This is a genomic window from Nocardioides sp. SRI_004 (assembly GCF_057586415.1).
Genome location: NZ_JBYCZV010000002.1, coordinates 284525 through 301504 on the forward strand (window position 1 = coordinate 284525; position 16980 = coordinate 301504).

Here is a 16980-nt window from a genome sequence, read left to right on the forward strand (position 1 = left end):
GTCAGGACTCCCGGGGAGGGGTGGGGTGGGTCAGCTCGAGCACGAGGTGGGCGTCGTCGGGGACCGACCGGCCCGCAGCCTGCCGCTCGAGGACGTAGCGACGGACCATCGCGCCGAGCTCGTCGTCCGCACGCTCGGCCAGGTCGGCGACCTGCGCCAGCGGAGCCCCGACGAACAGGCACTTGAGGACGCCGTGGCGCCAGTCGTGGAGGGACAGCGTCCGCGCGTGCCGGCCCATCGCGGCGGTCACCAGGCGGATGTCGTTGGTCCGCAGCGCGTCGAGGAGGATCGCCGAGCCGTCGACCTGCGGGTCGTCGAGGGCGGAGAGCCCCAGCAGCACGGCGCGTCGCTCGTCGGCGTCGCCGTGGTGGTAGACGAGGCCCAGCTCCTCGACGAGCGCGCCCGGGGTCAGGACCGACGCGGCAGCCGCGACCAGCTCCACCCGGACGGCGTCCTCGATGCGTCCGCCGCCGGGGAGCTCGCCACGCGCCGTACGCCGGGCCGCCGCGGGGAAGACCCGGCCGAGGGTGCCCGGGTCGTCCATGATCCCGGCCACGAGCTCGTCGAGCGCGTCGGCCCGCTCTGCTCCGAGCACGGCCCTGAGCTCACCGGGACGGACCAGCAGCGCCACGGACGTCATCGCACACCCCCGGCGAGGCCGGACGCGTGGCCGATGCGGGCGAGCGAGGCCCGGAGCGCCACCATGCTCGACGCCGCCACCGCGGGGGCGGCGTGGGAGTGCCGGGGCAGCTCGACGCAGGCGAGGCCGTCGTACCCGATCTCCAGGAGGGCGCCCAGCACCGCGTCGAGGTCGAGCTCGCCCGTCCCCAGCTCGAGGTGCTCGTGGACGTCGCGGACCATGTCGTCGACCTGGACGTTGCCGAGGAGCGCGCCTGCCTGCCGCACGGTGTCCGCAGGGGTCCGCGGCTCGTTGCAGACGAGGTGGCCGAGGTCGAGGGTCACCCGCAGGTGCTCGGGACGACCGAGCCGCTCCCGGAGGGCGAGGACGTCGTCGAGGGTCGCCAGGAACATCCCCGGCTCGGGCTCGACGCAGACGCTGACGCCGAGGTCGGCCGCATCGTCGAGGACCGGGCCGAGTCCGTCGACCACCCGCTGCCACAGCGCCTCCGGGCGGGTGCCCGCGGGCGCCGTGCCCGACCAGCAGGAGACGGCCTCCGAGCCGAGCTCGAAGGCGATGCGCACCGCACGGCGGAGCAGCTCGACACGGCGCTCGCGCCCCTCGTCGCTGACCAGGGTCGGCTCGTGCTTGTGCCAGGGGTCGAGCACGTAGCGCGACCCGGTCTCGACGACCGACGCGAGGCCGTTCGCCTCCAGGCAACGGCGCGCGTGGGCGACCTGGCCGGGAAGGTCGCCGAAGGGGTCGAGGTGCGGCTGGTCGAGGGTGAGGCCCACGCCCTCGTAGCCGATCGAGGAGACGACGGCGCACGCGTCGGCCAGCCGGTGGCCGGCGAACCCGTTGAGGCCGTAGCCGAGGCGCACCGTCATGTCGGGTTCACCACCCGCGCCGCCCGGCGGAAGGCGGGGCTCGCGCCGGCCACGACGACCGCCGGGAGGAACCGGCCGCGAGCCGCGAGCCAGGCCGCCTGGAGGAAGGTCAGGCCGCCGATGCCGGCGCCGGTCGCGGCCCGGACCGTGCCGGCGTCGGGGGACGCGGCCGCACGGGCCTGTGCGACACCGACCCGGGCTGCGTAGAGGAGCGCGAACGCCGCGGCGGTACGCCGCCGGCCGGGCGGGATCCCGGACCCACGGCGCAGTGACGACGCCAGGATGCCGAGCGCGGTGCCCGTGGCGGCGAGGGCGGCGCCGGCCGTCGCCGGTGTCGCGCCGTGCACCTCTCCCCTGCTGAGCAGCGTGACCCCGGCCGTGTGGACGGCCACGGCGGCGGCGGGTCGGGCCGCCGCGCCGGGGGCGGCCGCAGCGGCGAGCAGGACGTCGAGCCCCCGCGTCGAGGCCATGACGACGGGCCCGGCAGGTGAGTCCTTGGCGAGGACGTCGTAGGTGGCGACGAGCGCGGCGAGCGGGACGCTGACCCGCAGTGCCCGGCGCCCACCCACCGCGGCGGTCACGGCCACGCCGGCGACGCCGAGGCCGGCCGCGATCGCCAGCGCCGTCGGCGCCTGGACGCGACCGGACGGGATGACGCGCTCGGGCCGCTCGACGGCGTCGACCGCTCGGTCGGCCCAGTCGTTGAGCGCCATGCCCGACCAGTAGAGGAGCACGGAGCCCACGGGCATCAGCCCGCTGCCGGCGGCGGCCGTCCCGGCCCACGCGGCCCCGGACCACGCGTCGCCCGGCACCGTCAGCGCAGCCGGCAGCCGGACCAGCTCGGCCAGGTCCCGTGCGGCCGGCAGGGCGGTCATGCGTCCAGCCCCTCACGCCACTCGACCAGTGCCCGCCACTGCTCGGAGAGCCGGTGCTCCGTCGCACCGACGGGGTCCTTGAAGAAGAAGGCGAGCTCGGCCTGCGGCCCGGTCCGGCCGGCCGCGTGCGCGGTGGACATCAGGCGCGCCAGGTCGAGGACGAGCGGCGCGGCGAGGGCCGAGTCGCAGCCCTGCCAGGTGAACTGCAGGGTCATCCGCGTGCCGAGGAAGCCGTCGAACCGGACGTGGTCCCAGGCGGTCTTCCACTCGCCGAGGTCCTCGACGTTGTCGATGTGCATCGGGCCCGGGACCGGCCGGCCGACGATCGCGTCGAGGCCGCTGCGCTTGGCGACCGTCTTGCTCCGCGCCGCGGCGGGGTCCGCCAGGGTCGCGCCGTCGCCGCCACCGAGGAGGTTGACCGACGTCCAGGAGCGCAGGTCGAGGGCGCGCATCGCGAACATCGGTGCGAGCGCCGACTTCACCAGGGTCTCCCCCGTCTTGCCGTCGCAGCCCGCGTAGGGAAGCCCGCTGCGCTCGGCCGCCTCCAGCACCACGGGCAGGCGCAGGCACGGGCTGGGCGTGAACGAGACGTACGACGCCCCGGCCCGGAGCGCGGCGAGCGCGTAGACCGCGGTGACCGGCAGGTCGTCCGTGACGCCCCGCACCTGCGCCGGGTCGTCGACCGGCGGCTGGGTGCTGGCGACGTCGACCACGACGACCCGGTCGAGCCGGTGCCGCTCCCGGAACCCGGAGATGTCGGCGGCGAGCCGTTCGACGGCGGCGGCAGCGGTCTCCTCGCCCGCGACGTGGCCCGGCCGGATCGCCACGTCGACGGCCTCGAGGTCGGCCGCCACGGCGCTGACGACGGCCGCCGGGAGCACGCCGCCCGCCACGAGCGCCTCGGCCTTCTTGGCCAGCGACCCGCCGCCGACCTCGTGCCCACCGAAGAACAGGCTGGACAGGTCGGGGAGCCCCTCCGGGTGGAGCTCGGGCAACTCGGTCACCAGCCCCGTCGCAGGGACCAGCCCGTGGCTCGCGCCGAGGGCACCCACCACCGCGGTCGTCGCGACCGAGCCGCGCGCACCGATGAACCACACGCCGGTGTTGCCGGTCGTCGGGGCGTTCACGGGAAGGTCGTTGCTGGTCATGGGGGGTCCTCGAATCTCGTGGTGGCGGCGGGAGCCGCGGGGTCGGTCAGGTGCGGTCGCGGAGACGGTCGTACGCCGCCCGCACCTCGGCGGCTGCTGCCTCGTCGCTGTCGCCGGGCGGGGCCAGCTCCTCGACGGAGCGCCGTCCCCACGACGGCGGGTCGGCGGTGCCGGCGAGGGCCCATGCCGCCTGGCGGGCGGCGCCGAGGGCGACGTACTCACCGGGGGCCGGGAGCGTCACCGCACGGCCGAGCAGGGCCGGCGCCATCGCCCGGAGGGCGGGGCTGCGGGTGGCCCCACCGACCAGGAACAGGCGGTTCGGCTCGAGGCCGGTGGTGGCGATGAGCTGGTCGACGGCGTCGGCCAGCGAGCAGAGCAGGGCCTCGAAGGCCGCTCGGGCGAGCTCGGCACGGGTCGTCGTGGAGGTCAGGCCGTGCCAGGTCCCGACCGCGTCGGGGCGGTTGGGCGTGCGCTCGCCCCCGTAGTAGGGCAGCAGGCTCACTCCCCCGGACCCCCACGGCGCGGACAGCGCGAGCGAGGCGAGCGCGGCGTGGTCGACGCCGAGCCAGCGCGCCTGGAGGTCGAGGATCCCGGCGGCGTTCATGGTCGTGACCATCGGCAGGAAGCCGGCGTGGGCGTCGGCGAAGCCGGTGACGACGCCGGACCCGTCCGCGACCGGGCGGGGGCTGATGGCGGAGACCACGCCGCTCGTCCCCACCGAGACGAGGAGGTCACCGGGCTCCAGCGCCATGCCCAGCGCGCCGCCCATGTTGTCGCCGGTGCCCGCGGCGACGACGGCGCCGTCCTGCGTCGTGGCCGCGACGGCACCGCCGGCCACCACCTCGGGCAGCGCGGCGTCGTGGCCGAGCGCCGCCGCCAGGAGGTCGGGGCGCCAGGTGCCGCCGGCCGTGTCGTAGTAGCCCGTCCCCGATGCGTCGCCGCGGTCGGTGAAGGACCGCGTCCCGGGGGCCGCGGCGTGCCGGGCGACGAAGTCGTGCGGGAGGAGCACCTCCGCCACGCGGTCGGCGGCGGCCGGCTCGTGGTCGCGGAGCCAGCGCAGCTTGGTCGAGGTGAACGACGCCACCAGCACGCTCCCGACGGCCTCGGCACACGCCTGCGCACCGCCCATCTCCTCGACGAGCGTGCGGGCCGCGCCCGCGGAGCGGATGTCGTTCCACAGCAGGGCGGGACGGACCGGGTCACCCACGGCGTCGAGGGCGACCATGCCGTGCTGCTGGCCGGCGACCGACACCGCGGCGGCGCGGTGGAGCAGCGGCCCCGCCGCGTCGTCGTACGCCGCCAGCCAGGCCCGGGGATCGACCTCGGTGCCGGCGGGGTGGGGCGCCGTGCGCGAGTCGACGACCATGCCGTCGTCGACGTCGACGAGGACGGCCTTGGTGGACTGGGTCGAGGAGTCGACACCGAGGACGAGTGTCATCGCTCGTCTCCCCCGCCCGGCGCCTGCGGGAGTGCCGCGTCGAAGGCCGTCGGCGGCAGCCGGAAGAGGTCCGCGAGCAGCTCGCGCTGCCCGGCCGGGGGCACCGTGCGCCCCGTCTCCCATGCCCGGACCGTCGCGGTCGAGCGGCCGCAGTGCCGGGCGACGTCGCACTGCCGCAGGCCGCTCCACGCGCGGAGGTCCCGCAGCACCTGGCCCAGGTCGCCGGGGCGCCAGAGGGCCGGCCGGAGTCCGATCGGCGGCGGGGTGGCGAACCACCCGCTGACCGTCGCGACGTCGGTGCCGAGGACGCGGGCGAGCCGGCGCTGGTGGGCGATGTGCGGCGCGAGGCCGCGCTCCCAGCACCCCACGAGCTGGCGGGAGACCCCGAGCTCGTCGGCGAGGCGCTGCTGCGAGAGCCCCCGCCTCCCCCGCGCCCGGCGCAGCGGCCCGTGCCGCATCGGCCGCTGCGCCCGGGGGCGGGTGAGCAGGGTGCGCACGGTGTGCGGCGTGAGGGCGTCGTCGCGCCCGCTCATGAGGTCCACGACACGGGGGACCATGGCGACCGGCATGCCCGCCCGGCCCGCCTCCCAGTTGAAGACGGTCGCCACGGGCACGCCCAGCCGGTCGGCGACGTACGCGGCCGACCAGCCCTGCCGGCGCCGTAGGCCACGCAGCCCGGTCGCCCTGACCCGCGTCCTCGGGGCGGCCGGAGGACGGTGCGCGTCGAAGAAGCGGACCACCGCGGCACGGTCGGCCGCGAGCACCTGGGCGAGGCGGTCGATGACGCTCGGCCCGGGCAGCCTCTCCCCGCGCTCCCAGCGCAGCACCGTCGCGGTCTGCACGCCGACCGACCTCGCGACGTCCGGCGCGGAGAGCCCGAGCTCGCCGCGCCGCGACCGCAGGTCCAGCGGCGCGACGGCCGTCGCCCCGAGGTCCGCCGACGCTGCCTGCATGACCGGTCCCGGCCTCACGACGAGGAGGAGAAGGCCGCGTCGAACGCCGCGCTCGGCGGGTCGAAGGCGAGGCGACGGACGAACGCGAGCGCCTCGGGGGCGCCGACGAGGCGGTCCATGCCGGCGTCCTCCCACTCGACCGAGATGGGGCCGTCGTACCCGATCGTGTTGAGCATCCGGAAGGACGCCTCCCACGGGACGTCGCCGTGCCCGGTCGAGACGAAGTCCCAGCCGCGACGCGGGTCGGCCCACGGCAGGTGCGAGCCCATTCGGCCGTTGCGGCCGTTGCCGACCTGCTTCTTCGCGTCCTTGCAGTCGACGTGGTAGATCCGGTCCTTGAAGTCCCAGAGGAAGCCGACCGGGTCGAGGTCCTGCCACACGAAGTGCGACGGGTCCCAGTTGAGGCCGAAGGCCTCGCGGTGGCCGATCGCGTCGAGGGTCGCGACCGTGGTCCAGTAGTCGTAGGCGATCTCGGAGGGGTGCACCTCGTGGGCGAAGCGGACGCCGCACTCGTCGAACACGTCGAGGATCGGGTTCCAGCGGTCGGCGAAGTCGCGGTAGCCGGCGGCCACCATCTCCTCGGTCGCGGGCGGGAACATGGCGACGTACTTCCAGATGGCCGAGCCGGTGAAGCCGATGACGGTCTTCACGCCCAGCCGCTGCGCGCTGCGCGCGGTCATCGTGATCTCCTCGGCCGCGCGCCGGCGCACGCCCTCGGCGTCGCCGTCGCCCCAGACCCGGTCGGAGAGGATCGCCTGGTGGCGCCCGTCGATCGGGTCGTCGCAGACGGCCTGGCCGGTCAGGTGGTTGGAGATGGCCCAGGTGCGGAGGTTGTACTTCTCGAGCAGGTCGAGCTTCTCCTGGACGTAGGCGTCGTCCTCGGCGGCCCGCCACGGGTCGAGGTGGTCGCCCCAGCAGGCGATCTCCAGGCCGTCGTACCCCCACTCGGAGGCGAGCCTGCAGACCTCCTCGAAGGGCAGGTCGGCCCACTGGCCGGTGAACAGGGTGATCGGGCGTGCCATGGCGTCTCCTCGGGTTGCGGTGGATGTGCGGGTGGTGGTGGTTCAGGTTCTGGTCGGCGGGCAGCCCGTGCGGGCCGGTGCCGGGACGGAGCGCACGGTCCCGGCACCGGGCCGCGGGGAGCGGCGCCTCGCGGCGCCGCTCCCCCGTCCGGGACGGGGACCCCACCCACCGGCCGGCCGGCAGGGCCGATCCTGCTGGCCGTCGGCTGCCTCACCTGGTGGTGCGACGTGGCGGGGCGATCCCATCGGCGAACGTTCTCCTCTCCGGTTCCGCTCGCCTACAGCTGGGCGTCCAGCCGGCGGGCGAGGTCCGTGAGAGCGGTCCTCACCACGGTGCTCCGGATGCCGGAGGCGAGGACCCGGAACCTGGTCAGGGCCTGGCTGGCCTGACGCTCGTCCCCGCGTCCGTCGGCTCGCTGCGCCGTGATGAGGGCGCTCTCGAGCTTCCCGGCGAGCCGGGCTCCGATCCGGTTCTCACGGTCGAGCCGGTCGACCAACGCCCTGCCGCCGGCGTACGTGGCGACCACCTTGAAGGTGACCGTCCGCGTCCGCTGGTTGCCGGCCTCGTCGGTGACGACGACCGCCAGGCGGTGGGTACCGGTCCGCAGCACCAGTGCATCGATGCGCGTCCGGGACGCCACGACCTTGCCGTCGAGGCGGACCGACCTGCTCACGACGCCGGACGTCGGGTCCGCTGCCGTGACCTGCACCGTGCGGACCGTCGCCACGCTCAGCTGCGCGCCGTTCGCGATCCCGCTGACGCTCAGCGCCGGTGCGGTGTCGTCGATCTTGAACGTCTTGCCGACGACCGCCGAGACGGTGCCCGCCTCGTCGCGCGCCCGGGCCTCGAGCTTCGTGACACCGTCCTTGGTGATGCGGAACGGAGCGGTGTACGTCGTCCACGAGCCCTTGCCGGTGCGGTACTCCAGCGTCAGGTCGCCGTCGCCGCCGGTCCCGGTCAGGGTGACCGTGACGGGTCCGGCGAACCAGCCCTTGCGCCCGTTCGGAGCGGCGGGGTCGGTCGTGACGGTGACCTTCGGGGCGGTGATGGGCCCGACCTCGACGGTGGAGGTGCCCACCGCGGAGACGTTGCCCGCCACGTCGACCGCGCGGTAGCGCACGACGTGGGTGCCGACGTCCTCGAACGACAGCGGCGAGCTGTAGTCCGACCACGTGGTCGCGGTGCCGACCTGGTACTCGATCCGGTCCACTCCGGACGTCGCGTCGCTGGCGCTGAGCGTCAGCGTCTTGGTCCGGGTGCCCGTCTCGTCCGCGGTGACGGTCGGGACGACGGTGTCGACCTTGACCGTGCTGGACCTGGTCTCCTCGACGTTGCCGGCCTCGTCCGTCGCACGGAACTCGACCAGGCGCTCGCCCTCACCGCTCACCTCGACCGCCGTGGTGTACGGCGTCCAGGCACCTCCGGCGATGCGGTACTCGACCGATGCGACGCCCGAGCCCTCCGCACCGTCGGTGGCCGTCAGGGTGAACGACGGCCGGGTGGTGTGCCAGCCGGCCTCGCCGTCCGCCGCCGGGACCGTGATGGTCGTGGTCGGTGCGGTGGTGTCGGTCGGCTCCCCGCCGTCCGGCTCACAGGTGGCGTCCTCGCCGAGCGTGAACCAGTCGAAGCTGGCGGTGATGCCGGCGCCGTTCGCGGTGTTGGCCGCGGCCAGCAGGCCGACCCGGGGGTTGGTGATGCCGGTCAGGTCGTACCCGCCGGACATCTCCGTCCAGGTCTCGCCGTCGGTGCTGTAGGAACCGATGACCTGCTCACCGTCGTCGCTGGTGAGGCGCAGCCACACGGTGCTCGGGAAGCTCGCCCCGAGGCCCGGGGTGTTGGTCTCGGTGGCGGTGCCGCCGACCTCCTTCGCCGTCTGGATGATGTTGGACGCCGCGCTCGGGTCGCTGCTGCGGCCCTGGAACACGTGCTTGATGTAGTTGTCGTCATTGCCGTAGAGCAGCAGGCCCGCCGACTGGTAGGACCGGTTGATCGGGGCGCTGACCTTGGTCGTGACCACGAACGGGCCGTCGGGCAGGTCGGTGAGGACCAGGTCCCGTGCGGTGTTCGTGCCCTGGTAGAGGTCCGTCGCCTCGAGCGGGATCTTCACCGAGCCGCCGGAGACCGAGAGGTTGCCGCTCGGCCGGACGACGTCCCAGCCCTCACCCAGGGCGTTCCCGTCGAAGTTCTCGACGAGGCAGTCCGGGGCGCACGGCTCGGCCGTGTCGTCGGGGGTGAGGGTGAAGTAGTCGAACTGGGCGGTGATCCCGACCGCGGCGGCCTGGTTGCCCAGCGCGAGCAGTCCGACCTTGGGCGCGGTGATGCCGGTCAGGTCACGGTTCGTCGACAACGTCGTCCAGGTCGCACCATCGGTGCTGTACGACGTGGTGACGGCGTTCCCGTTCGTGCTCGAGATCCGCAACCACACCGTGTCGGGGAAGTCGGCCCCGAGGTTGGCGGAGTTGGTCTCCGACGCGGTGGCGTTGACCTCCTTGGCGACCTGGATGACGTTGCTCGCCTTGTCCGGGGAGCTGGAGCGTCCCGAGTAGACGAGCTTCAGGTAGTTGTTGTCGTCGCCGTAGACCACCAGTCCGGCCTGCTGGTACGACCGCACCGCCGGCAGCGTGAGCCGCGTCGTCGCCTCGAAGGCACCGGCAGGGAGGTCCTGCAGCACGATGTTCGGCGTGGTGTTGGTGGTCTGGTAGATGTCGGTCGCGGTGATCGGGATGTTGAGCGTCCCGTCCGCCACCGTCAGCGACTGGTCGACGCGAACGCTGCGGTTCCAGCGGTCGGTGTCGAGGGCGTCGCCCACGAAGTCGTCCGAGCGACCGCTGAAGCAGATGTCCAGCGCCTGCAGGACGGTCACCTCGAGCGTGCGGTTGCTCTTCGCTCCCCGGGCGTCGGTCGCGGTCAGCGAGACGACGTACTTGCCCGGCGTGGTGAAGGTGTGGCTCGGGTTCGCCTCGGTGGAGGTGGCGTTGTCGCCGAAGTCCCACTCGTACTCGACCGGGGTGTCACCGTCGGGGTCGTTCACCGTGCTGGTGAACTGCACCGGCAGCGGCGCCTCGCCACGGAGCGTGCTGGCCTCGATGGCGACCGTCGGCGGCTGGTTGTCGGTGATGCCGCGGCCTGCGAACTCGATCCAGTTGACGTTCGCGCCACCCGTCGTCGCGACGAAGTACAGCGGTGCGCTGTCCGTCGTGGCGCCGGTGAAGGTGGTCGAGACGTCCTGGAAGGTCTGCGCCCCACCGGTGTTCGGGACCGTGACGGTGCCGATCGTGGTGCCGGTCGGCGACCCCTGCCGGATCGCGAACTCCGCGCCGGTGGTGGTCGAGGCGACGCGCAGCTTCGCGCCGGTGATGCCGGTCAGGTTCATGACGTCCCAGCGGAACCAGTCGCCGGTCTCCACGCCGGTGACGTTGAGGCCGCCGCCGGAGTCGGTGGTGGTCTGGGTCGTCACGCCGGCCGTGCCGGTGCCGGTCCCGGTGCGCCCGGTCTCGTCGAAGAACTCCGCCTCCTTGTGCTTCGTGTGGACGACGATGCCGTCGACACCGGTCAGCTCTCCGGCCGCACCCGCACCGTCGTCGGTGTAGGTGGCCTTGATCGTGCCGAAGATGTTCGCGCCGACGTGGCCGACGTCGCCCGGGAGCGCCAGGGAGCCGCTGCACCCGTGGTACTGCTCGTAGTCGTGCGAGTGCTGGTCGTGGCCGAGGCCCGGCTGTACGACGACGCGGTCGCAGTCGATCGCCCCGTCCTCCGGGTCGGTCACCTTGACCTCGTACTTCAGGGTGTCGCCGAAGTCGAAGAAGCCACCGTCCGGCGGAGCGAGCAGCTCCACGGTCGGAGCGGTGTTGCCGGCGACGATGTCGATGTTCGTCGTCCCGGTGCGACCGCCCTCGTCGGTCACCGTGAGGCGGGCGGTGTAGTTGCCGGCCTCGGTGTAGGTGTGGCTGCCCGTCGGCGTCGTGGCGTCGGTGTCACCGTCGCCGTCGAAGTCCCAGGCGTACGACATCCCGGTCGCGTCCCCGGTGTCGGGGTCGAAGGAGTCGGAGCCGTCGAACTGGACCGTCAGCGGCGCCGGACCCGACGTCTTGTCGGTCGTCGCCCGGGCCACCGGGGCGCGGTTGCCCTCGACGTAGTCGATCCGGTAGATGCCCGAGTCGGCGTTGTTCCCGTTGAAGCCGCTGCCCCACTCGATCATGTAGAGCGCACCGTCGGGACCGAACTGCAGCGCGTGCGGCCGGACCATCGGCAGGTTGGGCAGGAAGCGGTTGATGTCGGTGTAACCGGTGCCGCCCTCGTTCATCTGCACGGTGAACAGGCGGCTGTTGTTCCAGTCCGCCCAGATCGCCTTGCTGTCGAAGTACGCCGGCCACTTGCGGTCGGAGACCAGGTCGGCGTCGTACGAGTAGGTGCCCGAGGTCATCGGGGCACCGCTGGCGCCGATCTCCGGGGTGCCGGTGATCGAGCCGTTGTTGCTCTGCCACATGACCGCGCGCTTCGCCGGCGGGAGCTGCGTCCGGCCGGTGTTGTTCGGCGAGTCGTTGACGGGGTTGGCGCAGTTGAACGCCGCACCCGCGGTGCTGCTGGCGAAGTTGTAGTCGTTGTACGCCGCGTTGTCGCCGACGCAGTAGGGCCAGCCGTAGTTGCCGGGCTCGGCGAGCACGTTCCACTCGACGCGGCCGTTCGGGCCACGGGTGTCGCTCACCGAACCGGCGTCCGGGCCGTAGTCGGCCACGAGCAGGTGGTTGTTCTGCTCGTCCAGGCCGATCCGGAAGGGGTTGCGGAAGCCCATCGCGTAGATCTCGGGCCGGGTCTTCTGGTCGGTGTCGCTGGCCTCGTCGAACAGGTTGCCCGCCGGGATCGAGTAGCCGCCGGCCGGGAGCGGCTTGATGCGCAGCACCTTGCCGTTGAGGCTGTTGGTGTTGCCCGCCGTGCGCTGGGCGTCCCAGGCGCTGCGGCCGGGGCGCTCGTCGATCGGGGTGTAGCCACCGGAGTCGAACGGGTTCGTGTTGTCACCCGTCGCGAGGTAGAGGTTGCCGTCCTTGTCGAACTCCATCGACCCGCCGGCGTGGCAGCACTGGTCGCGCTGCGTCGGCACGTCGAGGATCGTGGTCGCACTGTCGAGCTGCAGCGTGTTGCCCGACATCGTGTACCGCGCGATGCGGTCGGTCGGGGTCGACCCCGTCGGCGAGTAGTAGAGGTAGACCCAGTTGTTGGTCGAGAAGTTCGGGTCGAGGGCGATGCCCAGCAGGCCGAACTCCTGGCCGGTGTAGACCGGGATCGTGCCCGCCGTCACCACGGAGCCGTTGGTGAGGATGATGCGGACGGCGCCGTTGCGGTCGATGTAGAAGACCCGGCCGTCGTCGGCGATGTCGAGCTCCATCGGGTTCGACGTGTTCTCGTCGAGCGCGACCTTCTCGAAGCTCGGCTCGAGCGTCGCCTTGCAGTCGGACGGTACGACGCCCGCGGCGGTCTTGATGCCGCCGAGGATGTGCTTGAGGAACTTCGCGTCGGTGAAGGACGCCTCGGTGTGGCCCATGCCGGTGTACCAGCTGCGGCCGCCGTCGTAGTCCTGGCACCAGGCGATCGGGTGCTCGGCACCCATCGCGCCGCCGCCCGGCGCGTAGGTCGTCTCGTCCATCGACGCGAGGACGTGGACCTTGCCGCGCGGGTTCGTGCGGAAGTTGTACCACTCGTCCGTGCGCTCCCACCGCCGGTCGATGCCGGCGGTCGAGGCGTGGGCCGGGTCCTCGACCTTGACGGTCGCGGTCGGGGTGCCCGCGGGGTGGTTGTTGAAGTAGGAGCCGACCAGGTTGCCGTACCAGGGCCACGAGTACTCGGTGTCGGAGGCCGCATGGATGCCGGCGTACCCGCCACCGGCCTGGATGTAGCGCTCGAACGCGCCCTGCTGGGCCTCGTTGAGCACGTCGCCGGTGGTGGAGAGGAAGATGACGACCTCGTACTGGGCGAGGTTCTCGTCGGTGAAGGCCGCGGCGTCCTCGGTCGCCGTGACGTTGAAGCCGTTGGCGGTGCCGAGCTGCTGGATGGCGGTGATGCCCTCGTCGATGTTGCTGTGCCGGAAGGCAGCGGTCTTCGAGAAGACCAGGGCGTCGAACTCGTCGGCCTCGGCGGCGGCTGCCACCTCGTCGGCCGTCCACGGAACGGCGTTGCTCGGAGGAGCCGCCTCCGCAGGACTCTTCGCGGTGGCGGGACCCTCGGCCGATGCGACGGCCGCGGGTGCCGGCTCGGCTGCCGCGGCTGGTACGGCGAGGGCTGCCGCGCCCAAGGGCAACGACACGATCATGGCGACGGTCGTGCCGAGCGTTGCGCGCGAGCCCTTCCGTAGCCGCGTGATGACGTTCTTCATCACGATTCCCTTCGTTGGTGACGGATTGCGCTCCATCGGTTCCGGGGCGGGTCCCCGGGCGTTCGGCCCTGGTCGTGCTGGTCGTGCTGGTGGTGCGGGTGCTGCTGTGGGGGTCGAGGGACAGGGGCGGCGGGCGTCAGCGGGCGCCGAGCAGGTGGTCCATCGCCAGCTGGTCGAGCGCCTCCATGGCCACGCTGCGTGCGGTCAGGGCGGCCAGGTCGTAGTCCGCGTCACGCAGCGCCGACAGCGGCTCGCCCGGCGCCACGGTGGGGGTGGAGAGCTCCTCGACCCGCGCCGCGTCGAGCGCCGCGCGGACCTCGGGGTCGGCGCGGAAGGCGAGCGCCCGCTCCCGCAGGATCAGGTAGTTGCGCATGCAGCCGCGCGCCGACTCCCAGACCCCGTCGAGGCCCTCGGCCCGGGGCGGCTTGAAGTCGAAGTGCACATAGCCCTGGTACGGCGCCGCCTGGCCGCCGCCGAGCAGCGTGTCCACGGTCCAGAAGGCCCCCCGCAGGTTGCCGGCGCCGAAGCGCAGGTCCTGGTCGAAGCGCGGGCCGTGCTGGCCGTTGAGGTCGACGTGGAAGAGCTTGCCGTGCCACATCGCCTGCGCGATGCCGTGCGCGAAGTTCAGTCCCGCCATCTCCTCGTGGCCGACCTCGGGGTTCAGGCCGACCATCTCGGGGTGCTCGAGCTCGGAGATGAGGGCGAGGGCGTGCCCGATCGTCGGCAGCAGGATGTCGCCGCGCGGCTCGTTGGGCTTGGGCTCGAGGGCGAAGCGGAGGTGGTGGCCCTGCTCCTTCACGTAGGCACAGACGATGTTGAGCGCCTCGGCCATGCGGTCGAGCGCGGCCGGGATGTGCTTGCTGGCGCCGTGCTCGGCGCCCTCGCGCCCGCCCCACATCACGAAGGTCTCCGCGCCGAGCGAGGCCGCCAGGTCGATATTGCGCAGCACCTTGGCGAGCGCGTAGCGGCGTACCGTCCGGTCGTTGGCGGTGAGTCCGCCCTCCTTGAAGACCGGGTGGCTGAACAGGTTCGTGGTCACCATCTCGCAGCGGAGGCCGCTCTCGGACAGCGCCTGCTCGAAGCGCTTGAGGGTCACGTCGCGGGTGCTGTCGTCGGGCAGCAGGTCGTCGTCGTGGAAGGTGACGGCGGCGGCGCCGAGCTCGGCGAGCTTGTAGGTGCTCTCGACCGGGTCGAGCGGCGGCCTGCTGGCCGGGCCGAAGACGTCGACGCCCTCCCATCCGACGGTCCAGAGACCGAAGGAGAACTTGTCCTCGGGGACGGGCTGGTACGGGTCGGTCATGCGGTGATCTCCTGCCAGGTGCGGGTCGCGGAACTCGTCTCGACGGCGTCGAGCACTCTCTGGATCTGCAGGCCATCGGCGAAGGTCGGCGTGGGCTGGGTGCCGTCCGCGATGGCGGTCACCAGGTCGACGACCTGGTGGGTGAAGCCGTGCTCGTAGCCCAGCCCGTGGCCGGGCGGCCACCAGGCGGCGACGTACGGGTGGGTCGGCTCGGTGACGAGGATCCGGCGGAAGCCGGCCTCCTCGTCCGCGAGGGTCGCGTCGAAGAACTGCAGGACGTTCATGTCCTCGAAGTCGAAGGCGAGGCTGCCGAGCGAGCCGTTGACCTCGATCCGGATCGCGTTCTTGCGGCCGGTCGCGAAGCGGGTCGCCTCGAAGACCCCGGCCGCGCCGGACGCGAAGCGGGCCAGGAACATCGCGGCGTCGTCGACGGTGACCTCGCCGCGCTCCTCCGACGCGGTGCCGGAGAGGCCGGCGTGCTCGGCCGCGAGGGGGCGCTCCTTGACGAAGGTCTCCAGGTGGCCGGAGACCTCGGTGATCGCGTCGCCGGTGATGTACTGCGCGAGGTCGATGACGTGGGCGCCGATGTCGCCCAGCGACCCCGAGCCGGCGCGCTCCTTCTGCAGCCGCCACGAGAGCGGCGCCTCCGGGTCGGCGATCCAGTCCTGGAGGTACTGCGCGCGGACGTGGCGGACGGTGCCCAGCCGGCCGTCGGCGACCAGCTTGCGGGCCAGGGCGATCGCCGGCACCCGGCGGTAGGTGAAGCCCACCATCGCGCGTACGCCGCGCTGCGCCGCCTCCGCGGCGGCACGGGTCATCTCCTCGGCCTCGGCCACCGAGTTGGCCAGCGGCTTCTCGCACAGGACGTGCTTGCCGGCGGCCAGGGCGGCGATGGCGATCTCCGCGTGCGAGTCGCCCGGGGTGCAGATGTCGACCACGTCGACGTCCTCGCGGTGGACGAGCTCACGCCAGTCGGTGACGTGCTGGTTCCACCCGAGCCGGGCGGCGGCGGCCGCCGTACGGGCTTCGTCGCGCCCGCCGAGGACCTGCATCACCGGGGCGAGCGGCAGGTCGAAGAAGCGCCCGGCGGAGCGCCACGCCTGCGAGTGGGCGGCACCCATGAACGAGTGGCCGACCATGCCGATGTTGAGGACGGCGCCGGTGGAACCGCTGGTCTGGGGGGTGTCCGAGGACATGGCTCACCTGTTTTCTGGCAGGTGCCCACCCCGGATCGCGCAGCCGCGCGATCCGGGGGGAGCAGGACGGATCAGGACGTGAAGGCGCTCGGCAGGTACTTGTCGACGTTGTCCGCGGTCACGACCGGGGCGTAGAGCTGGACCTGGCGCGGCACCTCGACCTCGACGAGGTCGTCGACCGACTTCTCCTGGGCGAGCAGGCGGGCCAGCTTGAGGCCGTCGGCACCCTGCGTGGACGGGTAGATGACGGTCGCCTTGAGCACGCTGTTGCCGGCCTTGATCGCCTCCATGGCGTTCTTCGAGCCGGCGCCGCCGATCATCACGAACTCGTCGCGACCGGCGTTGTCGATCGCCGCGAGGACGCCGACACCCTGGTCGTCGTCGTGGTTCCAGAGGTAGTCGATCTTCGGCGCGGCCTGCAGGAGGTTGGTCGCGGCCTCCTCGCCACCCTGGACGGTGAAGTCGGCGGCGACCCGGTTGTCGACGTCGAGGCCGCACTCCTTCAGGGCGTCCTTGAAGCCCTTGCTGCGGTCCTGGGTCAGGGGCAGCGAGTCGATGCCCGCGATCTCGGCCACGACCGCGTCGGAGTCGTCGCCGGCCTGGGAGCAGATGTACTCCCCTGCCGAGACGCCCATGCCGTAGTTGTCGCCGAGCACCGTCACGCGGGCGGCGTTGGGGTCGTTGAACTCTCGGTCGACGTTGACGACCGGGATGCCGGCCTCCATCGCCTCCAGGGCGATCGGGGTCAGCGCGGCGCCGTCGAACGGCAGCAGCACGATGGCGTCGACCTTGTCGTTGATGAAGGTCTCGATCTGCTGGATCTGGACCTGCGGGTCGTTGGTCCCCTCGGCGACCACCAGCTCCACGTCCTCGTAGTTCTCGGCGACGGCCTTGGTCGACTCGGTGATCGACGCCATCCAGCCGTGGTCGGCTGCCGGGGCCGAGAAGCCGATCGTGATCTTGTCGCCGGCCTCGTCGTTGGAACCCGCCTCGGCGTCGGACGTGCCGCCCTTGAGGTTGTCGTTGCCGTCGTCGGGGTCGTTGCTGGTGCAGGCGCTGAGGCCGAGCACGGCGACCACGGCGAGCGCGGCGGCCGCCTTCTTGTGCACGGCGGACATCTGCTTGAGGGACATGTGGTGCTCCTTGGTGGTGCGTGAGGGGTAGTGGTGCGGAT

The 16980-nt window shown here is 72.7% G+C and carries 11 protein-coding genes; all 11 read right to left on the reverse strand.

The genetic code is table 11. The features are described from left to right. Position 1: 1 nt before the first annotated feature. The 11 genes from AC2YHB_RS03590 to AC2YHB_RS03640 all read right to left on the reverse strand — a co-directional run bounded on the left by AC2YHB_RS03590 (position 2) and on the right by AC2YHB_RS03640 (position 16939). Positions 2-640 (reverse strand): EboA domain-containing protein, encoded by a 639-nt coding sequence (locus tag AC2YHB_RS03590; RefSeq protein WP_487353496.1) that lies wholly within the window; start codon positions 638-640, stop codon positions 2-4. Next, positions 637-1506, reverse strand: coding sequence for a sugar phosphate isomerase/epimerase family protein (locus AC2YHB_RS03595; RefSeq protein WP_487353497.1), 870 nt, complete (start codon positions 1504-1506; stop codon positions 637-639). The genes AC2YHB_RS03590 and AC2YHB_RS03595 overlap by 4 nt, the downstream gene beginning before the upstream one ends. After that, positions 1503-2381: an SCO3242 family prenyltransferase gene (locus tag AC2YHB_RS03600; protein WP_487353498.1), complete on the reverse strand. Its 879-nt coding sequence runs from the start codon at positions 2379-2381 to the stop codon at positions 1503-1505. Before AC2YHB_RS03600 ends, AC2YHB_RS03595 begins: the two co-directional genes overlap by 4 nt. Beyond that, entirely contained in the window at positions 2378-3529 is a 1152-nt protein-coding gene (locus AC2YHB_RS03605; RefSeq protein WP_487353499.1) for an inositol-3-phosphate synthase, read from the reverse strand. Before AC2YHB_RS03605 ends, AC2YHB_RS03600 begins: the two co-directional genes overlap by 4 nt. A 46-nt stretch (positions 3530-3575) precedes the next feature. Beyond that, complete coding sequence (xylB, locus tag AC2YHB_RS03610) at positions 3576-4967, reverse strand: xylulokinase (protein WP_487353500.1); 1392 nt, start codon at positions 4965-4967, stop codon at positions 3576-3578. Next, positions 4964-5938: a helix-turn-helix domain-containing protein gene (locus tag AC2YHB_RS03615; RefSeq protein WP_179649476.1), complete on the reverse strand. Its 975-nt coding sequence runs from the start codon at positions 5936-5938 to the stop codon at positions 4964-4966. The genes xylB and AC2YHB_RS03615 overlap by 4 nt, the downstream gene beginning before the upstream one ends. Beyond that, positions 5935-6942, reverse strand: coding sequence for a sugar phosphate isomerase/epimerase family protein (locus tag AC2YHB_RS03620; RefSeq protein ID WP_036547223.1), 1008 nt, complete (start codon positions 6940-6942; stop codon positions 5935-5937). Before AC2YHB_RS03620 ends, AC2YHB_RS03615 begins: the two co-directional genes overlap by 4 nt. A 278-nt stretch (positions 6943-7220) precedes the next feature. Further along, positions 7221-13310, reverse strand: a complete 6090-nt coding sequence (locus AC2YHB_RS03625) for a ThuA domain-containing protein (RefSeq protein WP_179649471.1) — start codon at positions 13308-13310, stop codon at positions 7221-7223. Positions 13311-13446: 136 nt separating this feature from the next. Next, the gene (gene xylA, locus AC2YHB_RS03630) at positions 13447-14610 is read right to left on the reverse strand and encodes a xylose isomerase (RefSeq protein ID WP_179649469.1); all 1164 of its coding nucleotides are present in this window, start codon (positions 14608-14610) and stop codon (positions 13447-13449) included. Next, entirely contained in the window at positions 14607-15806 is a 1200-nt protein-coding gene (locus AC2YHB_RS03635; protein ID WP_218864706.1) for a Gfo/Idh/MocA family protein, read from the reverse strand. The genes xylA and AC2YHB_RS03635 overlap by 4 nt, the downstream gene beginning before the upstream one ends. Before the next feature lie 71 nt (positions 15807-15877). Further along, the gene (locus AC2YHB_RS03640) at positions 15878-16939 is read right to left on the reverse strand and encodes a substrate-binding domain-containing protein (protein WP_218864705.1); all 1062 of its coding nucleotides are present in this window, start codon (positions 16937-16939) and stop codon (positions 15878-15880) included. Positions 16940-16980 lie beyond the last annotated feature (41 nt).